Genomic DNA, 16,641 nt, shown 5'->3' on the forward strand with positions numbered 1-16,641 from the left:
CACAGGTTTTGTGGATTGCCAACAATCTCAATCACACCGCTGACCCCTGTGGGAGCTGGCTTGCCAGCGATTTGGCCAGCCCAGCCAACCTCTCCATTGCCTGACCCACTGCAATCGCTGGCAAGCCAGCCACAGGTTTTGTGGATTGCCAACAATCTCAGGCACACCAAAAATCCTTGTGAGAGCTGGCTTGCCAGCGATTGGGCCAACACAGCCAACCTCTTCATTGCCTGACCCACCGCCATCGCTGGCAAGCAGCTCCCAAAGATTGTGGAATGCCAACAATCTCAATCACACCGCTGACCCCTGTGGGAGCTGGCTTGCCAGCGATTTGGCCAGCCCAGCCAACCTCTTCATTGCCTGACCCACTGCAATCGCTGGCAAGCCAGCCACAGGTTTTGTGGATTGCCAACAATCTCAATCACAACACAGACCCCTGTGGGAGCTAGCCTGCTAGCGATAGCGCCTTCCCAGCCACCATCACCACAACAGACTCACACCCTCAATCCCGCCCGCGCAAATCCGCCGGACTCACCCCATAAGCCCCCTGAAAATACCGACAAAACCGCCCCACATTGCTAAACCCGAACCGCAACGCCACCTCCGTCACCGACCCCGAACCCCGCCGTTTCAAAACCTCATAAGCCCGCTCCAGCCGAACCTGCCGCTGATACGCCACAATCGACATCCCGACAAACCGCCGAAACCCCTCCTGCAACGCCCGCTGACTCACATGACTCAACCGCGCCAGATCCACACCACTGACCAACTGCTCCGGATGTGCCTGAATAAACTCCACCGCCAACTTCACATGCCGTGGCGCAACCATCGCCGTCGGCCGCCGCAACGCCTCGGAAAAGTTATGCGGCCACGCCTCCAACACCGCATCAACCAACATCTCGCGCAACCGCGACGGCATCAACGTCCCGCTGTTGAGCAACAGATCAAACTCCGTCCCCGTGGCCAGATCAATCAACGCCTTGATCCCCTGAAACGCTGCCGTCTCCAGATCCACACTCGGCTCAAAAACGATCTTCTGCAGAATCGGTTTATCCAACAGCGTCGACAACCGCTCAGTGAGCTGATGCCGATTGATCGACATCCCGTGATGCGCGTGATCATCAAAGAAACGCATCGAACGGATATCCGCCTTATCAATCGCCAGCCCAACGTGCGACACCCCGATAGACTCGGTGGCATGGTTGAAAACGATCTTGCCGGCAGTGGGAATGACGAAGGTGATCTCGTCCTGTGGATCGGGGAAAGCGACGGTGAAATCACCGTGATAATGCATCCGCCGAAAACTCACGCCATCGTGCCGCCCGTAGACCCCGCCGATAATGATGTTCGACGGCAGCGGTGGATTGTCGGCATAACGATTGCCAAACAATCTGGAAAACAGTGCACCGAAGTCGTCCGAACGGAGGTTGTCGGAACGCAGGATAATTTGCTGGCGAACAGGAGACGGAAACACCTTGGCGGCACCTTCGGTTGGGGGCTCTAGGACAGGGGTGAAGGGTAGGGCGCCGAGGAGGTTAGCAGAGGAAATATGACCGGTTTGTGACAGCCGGAAACATGCCGTAACACCGCCGCGCCACGTTTAAGCAAAGGACACTCGGCAGCCAATCGCCGACATGGCAACCTGCTCGCCACTGTACTCAGCAAGCAAACACAGGCACCGCGCCAAGCCCCAGCCCCTGTTTGTCCAGCCCTGGAAGCCAAAAATCATCGGAGCGGCAATGCAAGCCAACACGCAAACACTCCCCATCACCCTGACCCCAGAACTCGACTTCGACCAAAACGCCGCCAGCGCCTTCGGCGAATCACTGACCCACGAATACACCCAAGCCACGCCATTCCCGCACATCGTCATCGACAACTTCCTGCACGCTGACGTCATCGCCAGCATCCGCGAACACTTCCCGGTCGAACCGACCAACAACGAACAAATCTACGAGCGCGGCTACAAAGGCCAACTCAAACGCCAGATCAGCCCCAACGCCTGCAGCCCTTACCTGAAGAACGTCTTCAATACCCTCAACTCCGCCCCCATGCTGGAATTCCTCGAAAAACTCACCGGCATACAAGGGCTGATCCCCGATCCTTACTTCACCGGCGGCGGCCTGCACGAAACCAAAACCGGCGGCTTCCTCGGCGTGCACTCGGATTTTCGGCTGAATAAAAAGCTCAATGTTGAGCGGCGACTGAACGTGATCATTTACCTGACCGAGGACTGGCAGGAGGCGTACGGCGGCAACCTGGAGCTTTGGGATGTGGGGATGAAGAAATGTCTGAAGAAAGTGCTACCGGTTTATAACCGGTGTGTGATTTTTAATACGGACAAGGATAGTAACCATGGGCATCCGGAGCCGTTGACTACGCCGGAACACATCACTCGGCGGTCGATTGCGCTTTATTACTACACGGCGAGTGGGGTGGGCGGGGAGCCGGGGCAGAGGAATAAAACGCACTATAAGCCGCGGCCGAAGGATCGGTGGAGTTTGAGGTACTACATGAATAAGTTGTTTAGAACGAAAGCGTGAGGAGGCTGCGTAATCAGGGAAGCAGCCGTTTTTTGGACTGGGTGGTAGCAGCTGGTGGTGGTTCAGCTTTCGGCCAATTGCTGCCATTCACGAAAGGCTGCTCTCGGCCAATAGCTGCCATTCATAATGAGCAGTAAACCTCCCATTGCAGCCGGTCGCGCCCGACGCAGTCGATCAAAATCATCTGCTCATTCACGGTTGTGAGGGGGCGGAAAAAATCCAGACGCCTTGAAGGTCGATGTCTCAGTCCCTGTAGAGTAACGCTTCAACTACAACGCCAAACGCTGATGAGTGTTCGCGACGATTGGGGTAGTAGAGATGGTAACCGGCAAAGGGTTGACACCAATCTTCCAACACCCGCACAAGGCTACCGTCCGCAAGTTCCTTCGCCACCATGTCCTCTGGCAGGAAAGCCAAGCCACATCCCGCCACGGCCGCACGCAGAATTGGCACGCTGCTGTTGAATGTCCATTGGCCCTCGACGCGGGCCTTGAGCTCGTGGCCATCCTTTTCGAAATCCCATTGCATCAGGCTGCCGTGAGTCGGTAGGCGCAGGTTAATGCAGTTGTGCGCCGCCAGATCTCCCGGTTCCATCGGGTAAGGCCGATGCTGGAAATACTGCGGCGAGCCGACAACGGCGATGCGCAACGATGGCCCAATCGGTACGGCAATCATGTCCTTGGCTACCTGTTCGCCCAGGCGCACCCCCGCGTCATACCGCTGCGCGACGATGTCGGAAAGGGCGTAATCGACGGTGATTTCGACCCTGATGTCCGGGTAGTCGGGCAGCACCTTCAGCAGCTTCGGCCAGAGAATATTGTTCGCCGCATGCTCGGACGCCTGAATCCGCACATTGCCGGCGGGGGTGTCGCGAAACTCGCTGACGGCGGCCAGTTCCAGTTCGATCTCATCGAACCTCGGTGCCATCGATTGATACAACCGCTGACCCGCCTCGGTCGGCGAGACGCTGCGTGTGGTGCGCGTCAGCAGGCGCACACCCAAGCGGCTTTCCAGTGCGCGCATGGTGTGGCTCAGCGCCGACTGCGAGACGCCGAGTTGTGCGGCAGCACGGGTAAAGCTGCCTTCGCGGGTGATGACCACGAAGGCTTGCAGGTCGTTGAGATTGGCGCGGGACATTGATGAGAACCTCTCATGAGGGGGCGCGTGATTATTCCATGAAAGCAGGTCGCACACAGATGCGCGACCCCCAGAGAGTTGATTACAAGGTACGGGCGTAGAACGTGGTCAGTTTGCCAATCGCGGCATCGACATAACGCGGCACCCAGTAGGTTTCAATGTGGGTGGCGCCATCGAGGATGAACACTTCCTTGTCGGTGGTGCCGGTGGCTTTGGGGAACGCATCCTGGGTCATGTACAGGCTGTCGGCCTTGCTGCCGGCGATCATCAGCAACGGTTGATTGATCAATTCGATATGGTCGGTGGCGTCGAAACGCATCAGGTCAATAAGGCTGCTGGTGGTGTATTTGAAGGTCGAGTTCGGGTGCGCGTGGGTTTTCCAGTAGTACTCATAGCCTTGGCGATACAGTTCGAAAGGCAGTTTGGCAATCTGCTCGTCGGTGAGGTTGGCATCCCCCGAATACAGCACCGCGCCCCCCGCTGCTTCTTGCGCGCGGGCAGCTGATGCCTGCTGCAAACGTTGCTGGATGCTGTCCATTTGCGAGTCGTTGTAGCCGTTGCGGCGTACTCGACCCGAGTTGAACATGCTCACCGTCGCCAGGGATTTGAAGCGTTTGTCGGTTTGCGCCGCCGCCAACGAATAACCACCGCCGCCACAAATGCCGAGCAGGCCCAGACGATTGTCATCCACGCCAGCGAACTGGCTGATGAAATCGGCCATGCCGTGAATGTCTTCGATGCGATACGCCGGTTTATCGATGCTGCGCGGCTGGCCACCGCTGGCGCCCTGATAGGCCGCATCGGCCGTGATGGTGATGTAGCCCTGTTCGGCGAGCCGCTGGGCATAGAGACCGGCGACTTGCTCTTTTACGCCGCCATTGGGATGCGCAACCACCACGGTCGGGTAGTTCTTCTTCGCGTCGTAGTTGGCAGGAGTGTAGACATTGGCGGCGATGTCCAGCCCGTTGAGCTTATAGCTGACCGGGTGGATGTTGACCTTGCCCGGCTCGTTCTTGCTGATCGCGCCGTCATAGGCGAGTGTGAACGGGTTCTTCTTGTAGTCAGCGGCTAACGCTTCGCCCGCCGAGAGACCGACCAATGCCGACATGAGCGTGGCTTTGAGAGTGTTTTTCACGTGAAGCTCCTGAGCAAAAAAAGGGCGGCAGTAGCAAAAGTATTTGGGTCAGTCCAGCTGTTTTTCTTTGAGGAACTGCGCGACCAGATCAGCGATCTGCACGTTGTTCAGATCCGACATGGGGAAATGGGTATTGCCGTGAATGCCAATCTCCGGCAGGTGTATCAGTCGCACATCACCGCCATGGCGATTGACCGCGTCACGCCAGAGCCGGGCCATTTTCAGGCGTGCGCGCCAACTGTCCTGAGCGGGCAGATCGACTGTCTGTTCCGGAATGTTGTCTCCGTACAGGATCAGGATCGGAATGCGCGTCAGTGCCATGAATTGCTCCATCGGCACCGCTGCGCCTTGCACCGTGTCGAACGCGCTGGGAATCGGCGCCGGCACTTCACCGTCAGCAAACACGAAACTGCTGCCCGGTTCGAACGCCACGATGGCTTTGACCTTGTCGTTCTTGATCGCCGTCAACCAGCCCGGCCCGCCACCCTGAGAATGCGTAAACAGGATGCCGGGGCCGATTTTGTCGAACAGCGCCGACACACCATCGGAGACCACGCCCATGTCAAACGGCCCGGTGTTCGGCGTCATTGCCCTGAAAAACTGCTCGCGGGTCTGGGCGTCCTGTGCCACTTGCACGCCGTTGAAGTAGCGGGGCCAAAGGCCGATGCGGAACTGGTTGAACCACAGTTGTTCGTCCGGCACAGGCTTGATGGTGGTCTCGACCATGCTGCGCCCGGCATCACCACGCCGGGGCTGATCGATCAGATAGACGCCGTAGTGGCGGCGCAGAAAGATGTTCTGAAAACCCTCGCGACCATCGGCGGTGGTTTCCCAGGTCTTGGAAAACTGACCCGCGCCGTGCCACATGACGATGGGCAGTTTTCGCGCGTCCGCCGGGATTTGATAGAAGGCGTGGACGTGGTCACCGTGGTAGGTCTGGCCGTTGGGTGTCATCGGTTGGCGCGGGTTGAAGGTGCCCGGTGCCGTGGTCATCGTTCCGCCGGCGGCGAAGCTGCCTTGTTTCTGGATCAGCAGCGGGCCTTCGGAGTGGTTCGCGCAGGCCGCCAACAGGCTCAGCAGCGTGACGCTCAGTAAATGCTTTGCAGATTTCATGTCATTTCCCCGCTGTTGCGAGCGCTTGGGTCAGCGCTGCGCTTGCCCGCTTGGCAGTCTGTGTATCGCCATGCTTTTCAAGCAGCTCGGTGACCTGGCGCAACTGTGCCGCACTTAGCCCGACGCGCAGGCTCGCCGCCATGTGCGAACGCAGTTGCGATTCCACGCCCGGGGACGCTGCCAGCGCCCCGACTGTCGCCAGTTCGCGGCTTTGCCAGTCGAGGTTGTCGCGCTCGAAAATGTCGCCGAACAGATGGGTTTGCAGGAACCGGTTGATCACCGGAGCGAACTCGAACACCGGGCCTTTGACCGGGGCGCCGGAGATTTTCGTTTGATTCGCCGTACCCGCTGCCAATAGCTCATCCCCGACCGGAGTCGCCCGGCTCGGCTCACGTCCCGGCGCATCGTCAAGGCCGCGTTGTTTGCGCGCCTGCACCACGGTCATCAATTCATTCAAGGCGTTGAGGCTGCGGGGGAAGCCGACGTAGGCGTAGAGCTGCACGAGAACTTCACGGGTTTCGCTAATGGTCAGGCCGGCATCAAGCCCTTGGTTGAGCGCCGTGTTGAGGTTGGGCATGTCGCTGGTCGCCATGAACGCCGCGATCAGTGGAATGGCTTGTTTCTGGCTCGACAAGCTGGCTGCGCTGGCGGGTGTGCTGGTCATGGTGGGCGAAGCCTCGGCTGCTTGAGTGGTGACGCTGAACATCGCCCCGACGCCAAGGCAGAGCGCCATGAGTGTGGGGAGTGCAGTGCTGTTGCGGGTGTCAGTGATCATCGTGAAGGGCTCCATCCATTGCGGGGCGCTGCGGTGTCGCTGAATCGTACGGAGGTTGGTTATGGCGATTAACCCTGATATTGCGCATGGGTTCCTGAGCAGAACTCATGAATCGACGGAGCAGTCATCGCAGAAATCCAGACGCAACCCCGCAGATTCGGGGCTTAGACGTCGACTAGTCGATTGCCCCCAACGTGCCGGGAGCGCAACTTCGACACATTCCGTAACTTCATTTACCGGCGTATTGCGCATCCGAGACCTGTTCCCCCCAAGTGACGGTCTTGCCGTCCTCGGCTTCAGCGATGGCGATGTGGGTCATGCCGTTGCTGGCCGTGGCGCCATGCCAGTGACGGGTGTTCGGTGGAATCCAGACACTGTCGCCCGGACGGATCTCCTGACGCGCGCCACCCTCTTGCTGCACATAGCCGACGCCGGCAGTGACGATCAGCGTTTGCCCCAGCGGATGGGTGTGCCACGCCGTGCGTGCGCCCGGCTCGAAGGTCACTGTGCCGCCGCCGATGCGCGCCGGCGGTTCACCTTTGAACAGGCCATCAACGCGCACCGTGCCGGTAAAGTTTTGCGCCGCGCCCTTGACCGAGGGCTGCGCGCCGTTTGGCGTGATGCGGATTTCGCCGGCGGCCTGGGACTCTGCCGCCATCAGTGACAAAGCAACGAGTGGCGCAATCAATCGGTTCATCGGATTGGTTCTCCGGTCAGACAAGAAAAGCGGCGCCGCCCGTGGCGCCGCGTTGGGCAGACTCAGAGTCCGGTCATTTTCAGTGCCGATTCCGGCAGGCGTTCACCGTGCACCTGAATCTGCGCGATCTGCTCGTTGATCACGCGCAGATCGTCGCCGGTCAATTGCAGTTCGACCGCGCCCAGATTCTCTTGCAGTCGATGGGGTTTGGTCGTGCCAGGGATCGGCACAATCCACGGTTTTTGTGCGAGCAACCAGGCTAGCGCGACTTGCGCAGGTGTCGCGTGCTTACGCTCAGCGACGACTTTCACCACATCGACCAGCGCCAGGTTGGCCTTGCGCGCTTCGGGGGAAAAACGCGGGACGAAGTTGCGGAAGTCGCTGGCGTCGAACTGCGTGTGCTCATCGATCTGACCGGTGAGAAAACCGGCGCCCAGCGGGCTGAACGGTACGAAGCCGATCCCCAGTTCTTCCAGCACCGCCAGCAGCTCCAGTTCCGGGCCGCGCCAGAACAGCGAGTATTCGCTCTGTACCGCCGTGACCGGTTGTACCGCGTGGGCCCGGCGGATGGTTTCCACACCTGCCTCAGACAGGCCGAAATGCTTGACCTTGCCCTCGGCGATCAATTCCTTGATGGTGCCGGCGACGTCTTCAATGGGCACCTGCGGATCAACGCGGTGCTGATAAAACAGGTCGATGTGATCGGTACGCAAGCGCTTCAACGACGCCTCGGCGACGGCGCGGATACGCTCCGGCCGGCTATTGGTGCCGCCGCCTCGTGCGCCGGTGATCGGGTCGATATCGAAGCCGAACTTGGTGGCGATGACGACCTGCTCGCGGATCGGCTGCAAGGCCTCGCCCAGCAGCTCTTCATTGGCGAACGGGCCATACGCTTCGGCGGTGTCGAACAAGGTGACGCCTTGCTCGTGGGCCGAACGAATCAGCTTGATCATGCTGGCTTGGTCGGCTGCCGGCCCGTAGGCCGACGTCATGCTCATGCAGCCAAGGCCCAATGCAGACACTTCCAGGCCATTGCCCAACGTGCGGTTTTTCATTATGTCACTCCGTACAGAATTCGATTAATGCGTGAGAGGGTGATCGTTCAGCCAGCCGTTCACGCGTTCCATGGTCTTGCGCTCCTGCTCACCCTCCATCACAAATCCTTCCAGCACTTTGGCCTTCGGCGCGTGCTTGACCAGCACACTGCGGCTGCTGCCCAAGCCGTAACCGCCGTGGGTGTTGAAGGGGATGAGGGTCTTGCCGGTCAGGTCGTGGGCGCTGAGGAATGCGCGCACGATCGGCGGCGCGGTTTCACCCCAGATCGGAAAACCGAGATAGATCGTGTCGTAGTCGCTGAGGGCATGAACCTTGTTCTGCAGCTCGGGCTCGAAGCCACTGTCACGCTCCTGGCGGGCCTGCTCCACGGTTTGCAGATAATCCTCGGGGTAAGCGTGGGCCGGACAAATCTCGAACAGATCGGCACCCAGTCCACGCTGGATCAGCCCGGCAACCACACGGGTATTGCCCGAGCGCGAAAAATACGCGACCAGAATGCGCGAGCCAGAACGCGGTGTTTCACCGGCACTCTGCGTGTCGGCAAGCGACAGCAGTGGCGCGCTGGCCAATGCGGCGATCACCGTGCGCCGCAGCGGATCGTGATCGTTACTCATCGGCCGACACGCGCCTTGAGGGATTCGGGGTAGCGCTCGCCTTCGATGCGGACTTGCGCCAGCGCGGTATCAATCGCTTTGAGTTCGGCCGCATCGAGCGTGATCTCCGCGCCGCCGAGGTTTTCTTCCAGGCGATGCAGTTTGGTCGTGCCCGGAATCGGCACAATCCACGGTGCCTGCGCGAGCAGCCAGGCCAGCGCGATCTGCGCCGGTGTCGCTTGTTTCTGCGCGGCTATCTGACGGACCAACACCACCAGCGCCTGATTGGCTTGGAGCGCCGATTGGCTGAAACGCGGGACGATGCTGCGGAAATCGTCGCTGCCGTAAGTGGTCTCAGCCGTCACCGTGCCAGTGAGAAACCCCTTCCCCAGCGGACTGAAGGGCACGAAGCCAATGCCCAGCTCCCAAAGCGTCGGCAGGATTTCCTGCTCGGGATCGCGCCACCACAGTGAGTACTCGCTTTGCAGCGCCGTGATCGGCTGCACCGCATGCGCACGGCGAATGGTCTGCGCACCGGCCTCCGACAGGCCGAAGTGCTTGACCTTGCCTTCGCCAATCAAGTCCTTCACTACGCCGGCGACGTCTTCGATCGGCACGTTCGGATCGACGCGGTGCTGGTAGAGCAAGTCGATGTAGTCGGTCTTCAAACGACGCAACGAGCCCTCGACGGCTATTCGAATACGTTCGGGGCGGCTGTCCAGAGTCTGCTTTGTATTGTCGGCGCCGACGGCGAAGCCGAATTTTGTGGCGATCACGACCTGGTCGCGAACTGGCGCCAGCGCCTCGCCGACTACTTGCTCATTGATATAGGGGCCGTAGAATTCGGCGGTATCAAAGAACGTGACGCCTCGCTCAACGGCTGAGCGGATCAGTGCGATGGCTTGTTCGGTGTCCGTGGCCGGGCCATAACCATGGCTCAGACCCATGCAGCCGAGGCCGAGGGCGGATACTTCGAGTGAACTGTTGCCGAGTGTGCGTTTGTGCATGTTGATCTCCCGTTGGGCATGGGAAGAACAGTAAGCGCGCTAACGACTGAGGACTAGACGGGTAAATCGGCAAAGCTTGATGAGGTTTGCTCATCAGTCCCGGAAAAGGGGACGTGGCGACTGCCGAATGAAAGCCTGGGTCACGGTAGGCCATCACCGCTCGCACACAAAAAATCTGACACTCTCTTGACCGTCCGCTTTTGGCCGATTGCTGCCCGTGAATGCAATCAGAGGCAGCCTTTCCCATCCGAGTTGTGACGTCTCGATTCAAACGCTGATCAGCTAATGCGTGCGGCTATTGGAGGGCGATAGACAATGCCCTCCAACACATAGATTTTTAACAAGTGACCTGTTCTGGTAGCTTACGACGCTCACAAGGATTTGACAGGAAGTCATTATGGCCAAGCCAGCGGCGCGAAAAAGTGATCCATACAGTTGCCCATTGCCAGGACACGGCACCAACCCTATTGCGGTCGGCTCTCCCGACGTGTTTTTCGACGGACTGGCCGCAGCACGGCAAGGTGACGCGTGCACATGCGGGAGTGCGCTCTCATCTGGCCTATCTTCGACTGTGCTCATCAACGGTAAGAATGCCGCAACCATTGACACGGGTGGCACTCACGGCGGCGTCGTAGTTGGCGGGTCGGGGACGGTGATAATCGGTGATACCCATTCGCCTTGTGAGTTTGTTGCTCCTGCGCCGTTAGCGGGGTATGCGCGTTGGATCGGCTTCAGAATACCTGCGGACGAGAGCTACGAAGGCCTATCCTGCACCGCGCATTTTGATGACGGCTCATCGTTGCCCGGTGTATTTGATAAAGACAACGCCATTAAATTTTCGAACCTATCGGGGAAGGCGTGCGTGATGCTCCAATTTGAAGAGCAAGCATCCGAAGAAGCGGCATCTCTCACCGAAAGTCTATTGAATTCGATTTTGGGATAAGGACCATCCTATGACAGAGCCGTACATCGTCACTGGCAGCTATGTGGTCCAGCGAGAGCACGCCTTGCAAGACTCTCCTCTTGATCGGGCTTTAGAGCTAATGGAGGGCTCTGCGCTGCGGTTTTCACTGGATGCGATATCTGATGAAAAAACTCGAGCGAGCTATATCAAGAATATCCAGCGTATGTCTCAGCAAACACGCGATGACGTGAAAGCTGGAAAGATTACGGCGCAAGAGGGAGTGAAGTTCAGTCACGAGATGCGCAACAAAATCATGGTTGAGCATCGCAAGTTCACCTCTGCGCAGGGGCTGGCAATCGCCCAGAGGAAGAAAAAGGGTGGGACGGAGCTCAAAACACTTTTAAATATGTACTCTGAAAACCTATTCCAAAAAGGTTACGACAGCCTTTCGGAAATAGAGAAGAACAAAGTCCATTACACCATTCTGGAATCTTCGGGCCGGGATAATGCCAAGTTCTCGGCCGGTACAAAAAAGATGCTGATCATGGGCAAGCTTGGTGTTCTCGTAACTGCGGCTCTGGCGACATATCAGATATTGAATGCTGAAAACAAACCCAAGGAAGCTGCGCGCCAAGGAATCATTGTCGGTGCTGGGGCATTTGGTGGGGTACTTGCAGGGTTGGGCGTCAGCGCATTTTGCGGACCTGGTGCCCCCATTTGTGCAATCGCAGTGGTCTTGGTTGGAACAATCGCAGGCGGTGTTGCGGGCGAAGCTGTTGCGAGTTCATTGGATGAAGAGCTTGAGGAGTTCACGCATTGGGACACCTTCTGACTGAGCCAGAACTGACCAAGGTCAGAGCGGCACTCTCCGAGCCCTTCAACGACTTTCCGGTTGAATATGACTACCTAGCAAGGAAAGTAAGAGGCGTCGACCCTGACATTCTTTACGAAATTCTCTATTCAGAGGTCGCACCGGTGTGCTTCACCAATCTTGTGGCCGCAGTACCCCCGGTATGGACTGGTTTCGATCCTGACATACTCAGAGAGTCGATAGAGGAAAGGTTGGCTGCGAGAAAACGTAATTGGTTTCGTCGGCAGTTCGATAAGGTGTTGGTGCGCTGGCTGAAATACAACTACGCCTATATTTGGAAGGAAATCGCCAGCAGATTGTGATCCAGAATGCTTCAAGGCCTCAGCTTGGTGAACCTTGAAGACTGGCGACCACCGCAGCTGCTTTTTCACGCTAAAGGCAGCCTCCATCGGAAAGAGTGGGAGATCTCGAGATGCTGCGCGGAGCTGAGAACAGTGAGATGTTGCGGGAATACTACGAGATTCTGGTTACTCCAGAGGCCAAGCACGCGCTCTTGTACATGATTGGATGGGCATCAACGCTTAAGGGCTATGACTGCTTTCCAAGCTCGCACGGATACATCAAGGATTTTCGTTTCTTGCGTGAGGATGACTGCGATTTTGCATTCATTCCGAACCAAAAGTGGATGTTGTTCTACTTCAGAAAGCCGTGCCTGCGTCTCCAAAAGTTTTCGCGTGAGGAAATTTTTGGAAGAATTCCCGACGTAAAAGAGAATGCGAACGGAGAGTTTACTGTCAGGCTTAAAAGTATGAGCGACGTCATGCGCTTAGCTAGTTACATCGAAAGTTAGATGTGATCACGGTGATATTTGTTCGATTACATCAGTCGACTCCGAACAGCCGCAATGGGCCGAAAATTGGTCGTTATGCTCATTTTTCTCTCTGTTTTCTCCCGTATGGCGGCCTAATCGCCGCCATAGTCGGGGGCCGGTTACTCCGTTGGCACCACGTTATCCAACGCCCGATTCACTGCCAACTCCCCAAGCATCACCACCTGTGCAATGCCTTGCAGCGTCTTGCGTGCCGGTCCCTGCACCAGCCCGATCACATCCCCAAGCATCACCGATGCCGAGCCGAGTGATTCACTGGCATTCACCAGCAATTCCTCAGTCTTGGTGTTCGGGTTGGCGATAAACATCTTGTTGGTTTGGTACGGGGTGAGCATGATTTCCGGGGCAGGGCCGAGGTAGTGGGAGAGGGCGCGGTCGACGGCTTCGTTGAATTTCTTGGCGTCGGGGGACTCGTCGCCCGCGATCGGGTCGGTTTCTGGTGGATTCGGTGTGATTTTGAACATGATGTAACTCCCTTGTGTCGCTTAAAAGGAGCCATCACCCTCTCGCTACCAAACGATGGGTGGCGGCCATGCACAGGTTGGTAGACCGGGACACAAGGAAAACCGGCGCGCTCGAAAGCGCCCTGCGCATGACCACCATAAAAGCCAGGCGAAGACTTTCGCCAATAGTGAAATTGCGCACCTTGTATACACGGGCTACCAAACCCGATCACTGCTATTCAGTGACCGACCCACAATAGAACCCGCATCCAAGGCGCACAAGCCGGCGGATTCTGGCGTAGTCGTAGGCAACGGCGCAAGGCGTTGTAGGTTGGGATGACGTAACTTGGGGTGTCTTTAAACAAAGTCCAGGAATTGCTTCAACAGGGCAGTTCGAGCTGTTTTTGCGATGTCTTTGTGGACTGGATGAGCGATAGCCGTTTCGCGATCCACCGCAGCAAGTCCCGTGGCTAGAGGGGGAGTTAATTCGCCAGCGAAATCAGCGTGTCGATCACATTGATCGGCACATAAATCAACGTAATCGCCGCATACGCTTTACGCGACCGAGCCACAAATGCGCCAATCGGCAACGCAATCATGACCACATCGAGCAAACCCCAAAGCGCTACAGGCGATGCCTCAAACAACGTGACATTAACGATCAGCCCCAGGCACAGATACGTGGACAGCGACAGCAATGCATAGCGCCCATCCTGTTCGAAATACACGCGCAACCCGTTCTGCTCATCCTCACTGCGGCTCGGCAGCAGCAACGCCGCCGTGACGAACAGCGACAGTGTCAGCATCACCAACAGTAGAAATTCAAGAAACGAGAAGCTCTGTTTCACCGTCGACAGTGCGTTGACGGCCCACCAGAATTGCAGCTGCATGGTAAACAGCATCACCGCCCAGACCAGCGCCACCCAATCTGGCTTGGCTACTCGGCGGATGCGGAACACCGTTAATACGCCAAGCAGCAGGCGGGTGACGGAGAGCCCGAGGATCATTGAGAGAACGGTGGCGACGATTGGGAAGTTGTTCATCAGGCCTCCCGGGGTACGCGTTATGGGTTAAAAGGGTGTTTTGCGCAGGCCCGGTGATTGGTAGCGTCATTCCTTGACCTTAAAACTAGCGTGTTCACGCGATAGGGCAAGGCAGCGCCATGATCGGGCGGAGGACGACTTCACGCCTTGAACGGCTGGGTGTGAGTGATACGATCGTGGCGTGCCAACCACGCCAGCTAGCAGAATCCGTCACCATGAAGCCCAGTTTCGAGAAAATTCCCACCGAGGCCGATGCCTCTTGGACGCTGCTGAACCGGCGCTTACCCGAGGCGATTCCGTTCGAGTGGCATCACCATCCCGAGTATGAGCTGACGCTGACGTTGAACAGCCGAGGCCATCGCTATATCAGCAATGACGTTGCGCCTTACGATGACGGGGATCTGATTCTGGTGGGGCCGAATGTGCCGCATAGCTGGTCTTCGGCGGAGTTGATTGATCCGCGGCAGCCGCACGTTGCGTTGGTCATCTGGTTTTCGGCGGCGTGGGCGGAGTCGTTGGTGACGTTGTTCCCTGAGTTGGGGTCGGTTCGGCGGTTGCTCGCGGCGGCGGGGCATGCGTTGAGTTTCAGTGAGGACGCGTCTCGCGAGGTGCGGCCGGTGATTGAGGCGATGGTCGATCAGGAGCCGGCGGAGCGATTGATTGCGCTGCTGGCGGTGCTCGGCAAACTGGCGAAAGACGTTGATGCCACGCGGATTCTCCCAGCGCCGAGCACGCAGGCCGGGAGCCCCATCGTCGAAGACCCGCGCATCCATCGAGTCCTGGAGTACCTGCATGGGCACTACGCCCAACCCGTCAGTATTCCTGCTTTGGCCGAGATGGCGTGCGTGAGCGTGTCGGCGTTCCATCGAATGTTTCGTCGTCACACGCGCTGCACGGCGCTGGACTACATCGTGCGCTTACGGATCGGACATGCTTGTGCGCTGTTGATGCAAGGGCACACTACGGTTTCGCTGATCGCTGAGGCGGTTGGCTATTCGTCGTTGGCGCTGTTCAATCGTCAGTTCAAGGCGCAGAAAGGGCTGACCCCCTCGGAGTTTCGCCGCCAGCACGAGCATCATTTTCACTAGGTCGATCGTCCCGGCCCATCCGGGCAAAACGCCACAATCGTATTACCTGACGCTTCAATCGAGGCTGCCGCGATAGCCCTCGGAAGTGCTTCCATACCTGCCTGAATAACAAGAACAGCAGGTCATTCAATGAGCAAATACCAGGCATTCGAAAGCGCAACGCTTCCCGGCGATTACCGAGCCAGCATCGTCAATATGAAGCGCGCGCTGCGTGAGCAGATCGGCGATGTGGATGCGTTGTTCGCCCAGGTCAGTGAGTTTGTTGCTGGCGAAATCGCCTCAATCAAAGAGCAGGAAGCGCTCACAGGTTCGGCTTGGCCGGAGCTGGAGTTCGCTGACATTCTCGCGGCGAAAGTGAAGCCGCAGCAGTTGGCGTTGATCAAACGCCGGGGTTGCGTGGTGATCAGAAACCACTTTCCACGAGCGCAGGTGTTGAATTGGGACAAGGGCCTGCTGGAATACCTCGATAAAAACCACTTCGACACTGTTTACCGTGGCCCGGTTGACCAGTTTTTCGGCAACCTTGAGGGTTCACGTCCGGAGATTTTCCCGATCTATTGGTCTGCGTCGCAAATGCAGTTGCGTCAGGACGAGCGGATGGGCGCCGCGCAATCGTTCCTCAATCGTCTTTGGAAAACTCAGTCGCACGGTCAGGAATGGTTCGACCCTGACGTCAATGCGCTGTATCCCGACCGGGTGCGGCGGCGCCCACCGGGCACGTATTCCAAAGGGCTGGGGCCGCACACCGATTCGGGTGCGTTGGAGCGCTGGTTGCATCCGGCGTACCTGAAGGTCTTCGACAAAATCTACAGCAACGATTTCAACGCCTACGACCCCTGGGACGCGGCGTTTCGTACCGAGGTTGATGAATACGCCTACAAGGACACGGTCAAGTGTTCCGCGTTTCGCACGTTTCAGGGGTGGACGGCGTTGTCTGACATGAAGGCGGATCAGGGCGTGCTGCATACCTTGCCGATTCCGAAAGCGATGGCGTACATGCTGCTTCGCCCGTTGCTCGATGACGTGCCCGAGGATGAGTTGTGCGGCGTGGCGCCCGGCAAAGTGCTGCCGGTTTCAAGGCAATGGCATCCGCTGTTGGTCGACGGGCTGAGCCCGATTCCGGATGTGCAGGCGGGGGACTCGGTCTGGTGGCATTGCGATGTGATCCACAGCGTCGCGCCCGTGGACAACCAACAAGGTTGGGGCAACGTGATGTATGTGCCTGCGGCGCCGATGTGTCCGAAAAACCGGCGTTACGCCAAAGATGTATTCAGGGCATTTGAACGGGGCGCGTCGCCTGACGATTTTCCGCCTGAGCATTACGAAAAAAACTGGCAGGAACGCTTCAGTGTCGAAGGCTTGAATGCACTGGGGCGCGCGGGTCTTGGGCTCGAGTAAGTCATCGAA

At 58.0% G+C, this 16,641-nt stretch carries 18 protein-coding genes; 7 read left to right on the plus strand and 11 right to left on the minus strand.

Annotated elements, in window-relative coordinates; all coding sequences use genetic code 11:
- Positions 1–502 precede the first annotated feature (502 nt).
- Positions 503–1,474, minus strand: a complete 972-nt coding sequence (locus tag CKW38_RS04435; protein WP_095111961.1) for an AraC family transcriptional regulator — start codon at positions 1,472–1,474, stop codon at positions 503–505.
- Between the two features lie 265 nt (positions 1,475–1,739).
- On the opposite strand from CKW38_RS04435, the gene CKW38_RS04440 reads away from it, so the two are divergent.
- Complete coding sequence (locus tag CKW38_RS04440; protein WP_095111962.1) at positions 1,740–2,543, plus strand: 2OG-Fe(II) oxygenase; 804 nt, start codon at positions 1,740–1,742, stop codon at positions 2,541–2,543.
- Between the two features lie 243 nt (positions 2,544–2,786).
- On the opposite strand, the gene CKW38_RS04445 is transcribed toward CKW38_RS04440, so the two are convergent.
- From CKW38_RS04445 to CKW38_RS04480, 8 genes are all read right to left on the minus strand, one after another.
- The gene (locus CKW38_RS04445; RefSeq protein WP_007913030.1) at positions 2,787–3,680 is read right to left on the minus strand and encodes a LysR family transcriptional regulator; all 894 of its coding nucleotides are present in this window, start codon (positions 3,678–3,680) and stop codon (positions 2,787–2,789) included.
- Positions 3,681–3,762: 82 nt separating this feature from the next.
- On the minus strand, positions 3,763–4,815 hold the full coding sequence (locus CKW38_RS04450; protein WP_007913032.1) for an alpha/beta hydrolase: 1,053 nt from the start codon (positions 4,813–4,815) through the stop codon (positions 3,763–3,765).
- A 48-nt stretch (positions 4,816–4,863) separates the two neighbouring features.
- Complete coding sequence (locus tag CKW38_RS04455; RefSeq protein WP_176472295.1) at positions 4,864–5,808, minus strand: alpha/beta fold hydrolase; 945 nt, start codon at positions 5,806–5,808, stop codon at positions 4,864–4,866.
- Positions 5,809–5,929: 121 nt separating this feature from the next.
- A complete protein-coding gene (locus CKW38_RS04460; protein ID WP_095111964.1) occupies positions 5,930–6,703 on the minus strand; it encodes a carboxymuconolactone decarboxylase family protein in 774 nt (257 codons plus the stop codon).
- 229 nt (positions 6,704–6,932) lie between these two features.
- Entirely contained in the window at positions 6,933–7,400 is a 468-nt protein-coding gene (locus CKW38_RS04465; RefSeq protein WP_007913035.1) for a cupin domain-containing protein, read from the minus strand.
- Between the two features lie 62 nt (positions 7,401–7,462).
- Positions 7,463–8,455 (minus strand): aldo/keto reductase, encoded by a 993-nt coding sequence (locus CKW38_RS04470; RefSeq protein WP_007913036.1) that lies wholly within the window; start codon positions 8,453–8,455, stop codon positions 7,463–7,465.
- Between the two features lie 24 nt (positions 8,456–8,479).
- Positions 8,480–9,070 (minus strand): flavodoxin, encoded by a 591-nt coding sequence (locus CKW38_RS04475; protein ID WP_095111965.1) that lies wholly within the window; start codon positions 9,068–9,070, stop codon positions 8,480–8,482.
- A complete protein-coding gene (locus tag CKW38_RS04480; protein WP_007913039.1) occupies positions 9,067–10,056 on the minus strand; it encodes an aldo/keto reductase in 990 nt (329 codons plus the stop codon). The genes CKW38_RS04475 and CKW38_RS04480 overlap by 4 nt, the downstream gene beginning before the upstream one ends.
- Before the next feature lie 397 nt (positions 10,057–10,453).
- Between CKW38_RS04480 and CKW38_RS04485 the strand changes: the two genes are divergently transcribed.
- The 4 genes from CKW38_RS04485 to CKW38_RS04500 all read left to right on the plus strand — a co-directional run bounded on the left by CKW38_RS04485 (position 10,454) and on the right by CKW38_RS04500 (position 12,621).
- A complete protein-coding gene (locus CKW38_RS04485) occupies positions 10,454–10,999 on the plus strand; it encodes a PAAR domain-containing protein (protein WP_007913041.1) in 546 nt (181 codons plus the stop codon).
- A 10-nt stretch (positions 11,000–11,009) separates the two neighbouring features.
- Complete coding sequence (locus CKW38_RS04490) at positions 11,010–11,792, plus strand: hypothetical protein (RefSeq protein WP_095111966.1); 783 nt, start codon at positions 11,010–11,012, stop codon at positions 11,790–11,792.
- The gene (locus CKW38_RS04495) at positions 11,777–12,133 is read left to right on the plus strand and encodes a hypothetical protein (protein WP_007913045.1); all 357 of its coding nucleotides are present in this window, start codon (positions 11,777–11,779) and stop codon (positions 12,131–12,133) included. The genes CKW38_RS04490 and CKW38_RS04495 overlap by 16 nt, the downstream gene beginning before the upstream one ends.
- Before the next feature lie 110 nt (positions 12,134–12,243).
- Complete coding sequence (locus CKW38_RS04500) at positions 12,244–12,621, plus strand: hypothetical protein (protein WP_095111967.1); 378 nt, start codon at positions 12,244–12,246, stop codon at positions 12,619–12,621.
- Positions 12,622–12,761: 140 nt separating this feature from the next.
- Here CKW38_RS04500 and CKW38_RS04505 read toward each other — a convergent pair whose 3' ends face one another.
- Both CKW38_RS04505 and CKW38_RS04510 read right to left on the minus strand, forming a co-directional pair.
- Entirely contained in the window at positions 12,762–13,124 is a 363-nt protein-coding gene (locus tag CKW38_RS04505) for a DUF6124 family protein (RefSeq protein WP_095111968.1), read from the minus strand.
- A 461-nt stretch (positions 13,125–13,585) separates the two neighbouring features.
- Entirely contained in the window at positions 13,586–14,146 is a 561-nt protein-coding gene (locus tag CKW38_RS04510; RefSeq protein ID WP_007913051.1) for a hypothetical protein, read from the minus strand.
- A 215-nt stretch (positions 14,147–14,361) separates the two neighbouring features.
- Here CKW38_RS04510 and CKW38_RS04515 point away from each other — a divergent pair, with 215 nt between their 5' ends.
- The gene (locus CKW38_RS04515; RefSeq protein WP_176472282.1) at positions 14,362–15,234 is read left to right on the plus strand and encodes an AraC family transcriptional regulator; all 873 of its coding nucleotides are present in this window, start codon (positions 14,362–14,364) and stop codon (positions 15,232–15,234) included.
- A gap of 129 nt (positions 15,235–15,363) precedes the next feature.
- On the plus strand, positions 15,364–16,632 hold the full coding sequence (locus CKW38_RS04520; RefSeq protein WP_095111970.1) for a DUF1479 domain-containing protein: 1,269 nt from the start codon (positions 15,364–15,366) through the stop codon (positions 16,630–16,632).
- Positions 16,633–16,641: the final 9 nt, after the last annotated feature.

Source organism: Pseudomonas sp. Irchel 3H7, from assembly GCF_900187605.1.
GTDB lineage: Bacteria > Pseudomonadota > Gammaproteobacteria > Pseudomonadales > Pseudomonadaceae > Aquipseudomonas.

What these genes read in the sequence shown, in the direction of transcription:
- CKW38_RS04460 (WP_095111964.1), bottom strand. Translation starts at nt 6,703, where the DNA reads ATGATCACTGACACCCGCAACAGCACTGCACTCCCCACACTCATGGCG.
- CKW38_RS04510 (WP_007913051.1), bottom strand. Translation starts at nt 14,146, where the DNA reads ATGAACAACTTCCCAATCGTCGCCACCGTTCTCTCAATGATCCTCGGG.
- CKW38_RS04445 (WP_007913030.1), bottom strand. Translation starts at nt 3,680, where the DNA reads ATGTCCCGCGCCAATCTCAACGACCTGCAAGCCTTCGTGGTCATCACC.
- CKW38_RS04520 (WP_095111970.1), top strand. Translation starts at nt 15,364, where the DNA reads ATGAGCAAATACCAGGCATTCGAAAGCGCAACGCTTCCCGGCGATTAC.
- CKW38_RS04480 (WP_007913039.1), bottom strand. Translation starts at nt 10,056, where the DNA reads ATGCACAAACGCACACTCGGCAACAGTTCACTCGAAGTATCCGCCCTC.
- CKW38_RS04505 (WP_095111968.1), bottom strand. Translation starts at nt 13,124, where the DNA reads ATGTTCAAAATCACACCGAATCCACCAGAAACCGACCCGATCGCGGGC.
- CKW38_RS04475 (WP_095111965.1), bottom strand. Translation starts at nt 9,070, where the DNA reads ATGAGTAACGATCACGATCCGCTGCGGCGCACGGTGATCGCCGCATTG.
- CKW38_RS04485 (WP_007913041.1), top strand. Translation starts at nt 10,454, where the DNA reads ATGGCCAAGCCAGCGGCGCGAAAAAGTGATCCATACAGTTGCCCATTG.
- CKW38_RS04465 (WP_007913035.1), bottom strand. Translation starts at nt 7,400, where the DNA reads ATGAACCGATTGATTGCGCCACTCGTTGCTTTGTCACTGATGGCGGCA.
- CKW38_RS04500 (WP_095111967.1), top strand. Translation starts at nt 12,244, where the DNA reads ATGCTGCGCGGAGCTGAGAACAGTGAGATGTTGCGGGAATACTACGAG.
- CKW38_RS04455 (WP_176472295.1), bottom strand. Translation starts at nt 5,808, where the DNA reads ATGACCACGGCACCGGGCACCTTCAACCCGCGCCAACCGATGACACCC.
- CKW38_RS04515 (WP_176472282.1), top strand. Translation starts at nt 14,362, where the DNA reads ATGAAGCCCAGTTTCGAGAAAATTCCCACCGAGGCCGATGCCTCTTGG.
- CKW38_RS04490 (WP_095111966.1), top strand. Translation starts at nt 11,010, where the DNA reads ATGACAGAGCCGTACATCGTCACTGGCAGCTATGTGGTCCAGCGAGAG.
- CKW38_RS04470 (WP_007913036.1), bottom strand. Translation starts at nt 8,455, where the DNA reads ATGAAAAACCGCACGTTGGGCAATGGCCTGGAAGTGTCTGCATTGGGC.
- CKW38_RS04440 (WP_095111962.1), top strand. Translation starts at nt 1,740, where the DNA reads ATGCAAGCCAACACGCAAACACTCCCCATCACCCTGACCCCAGAACTC.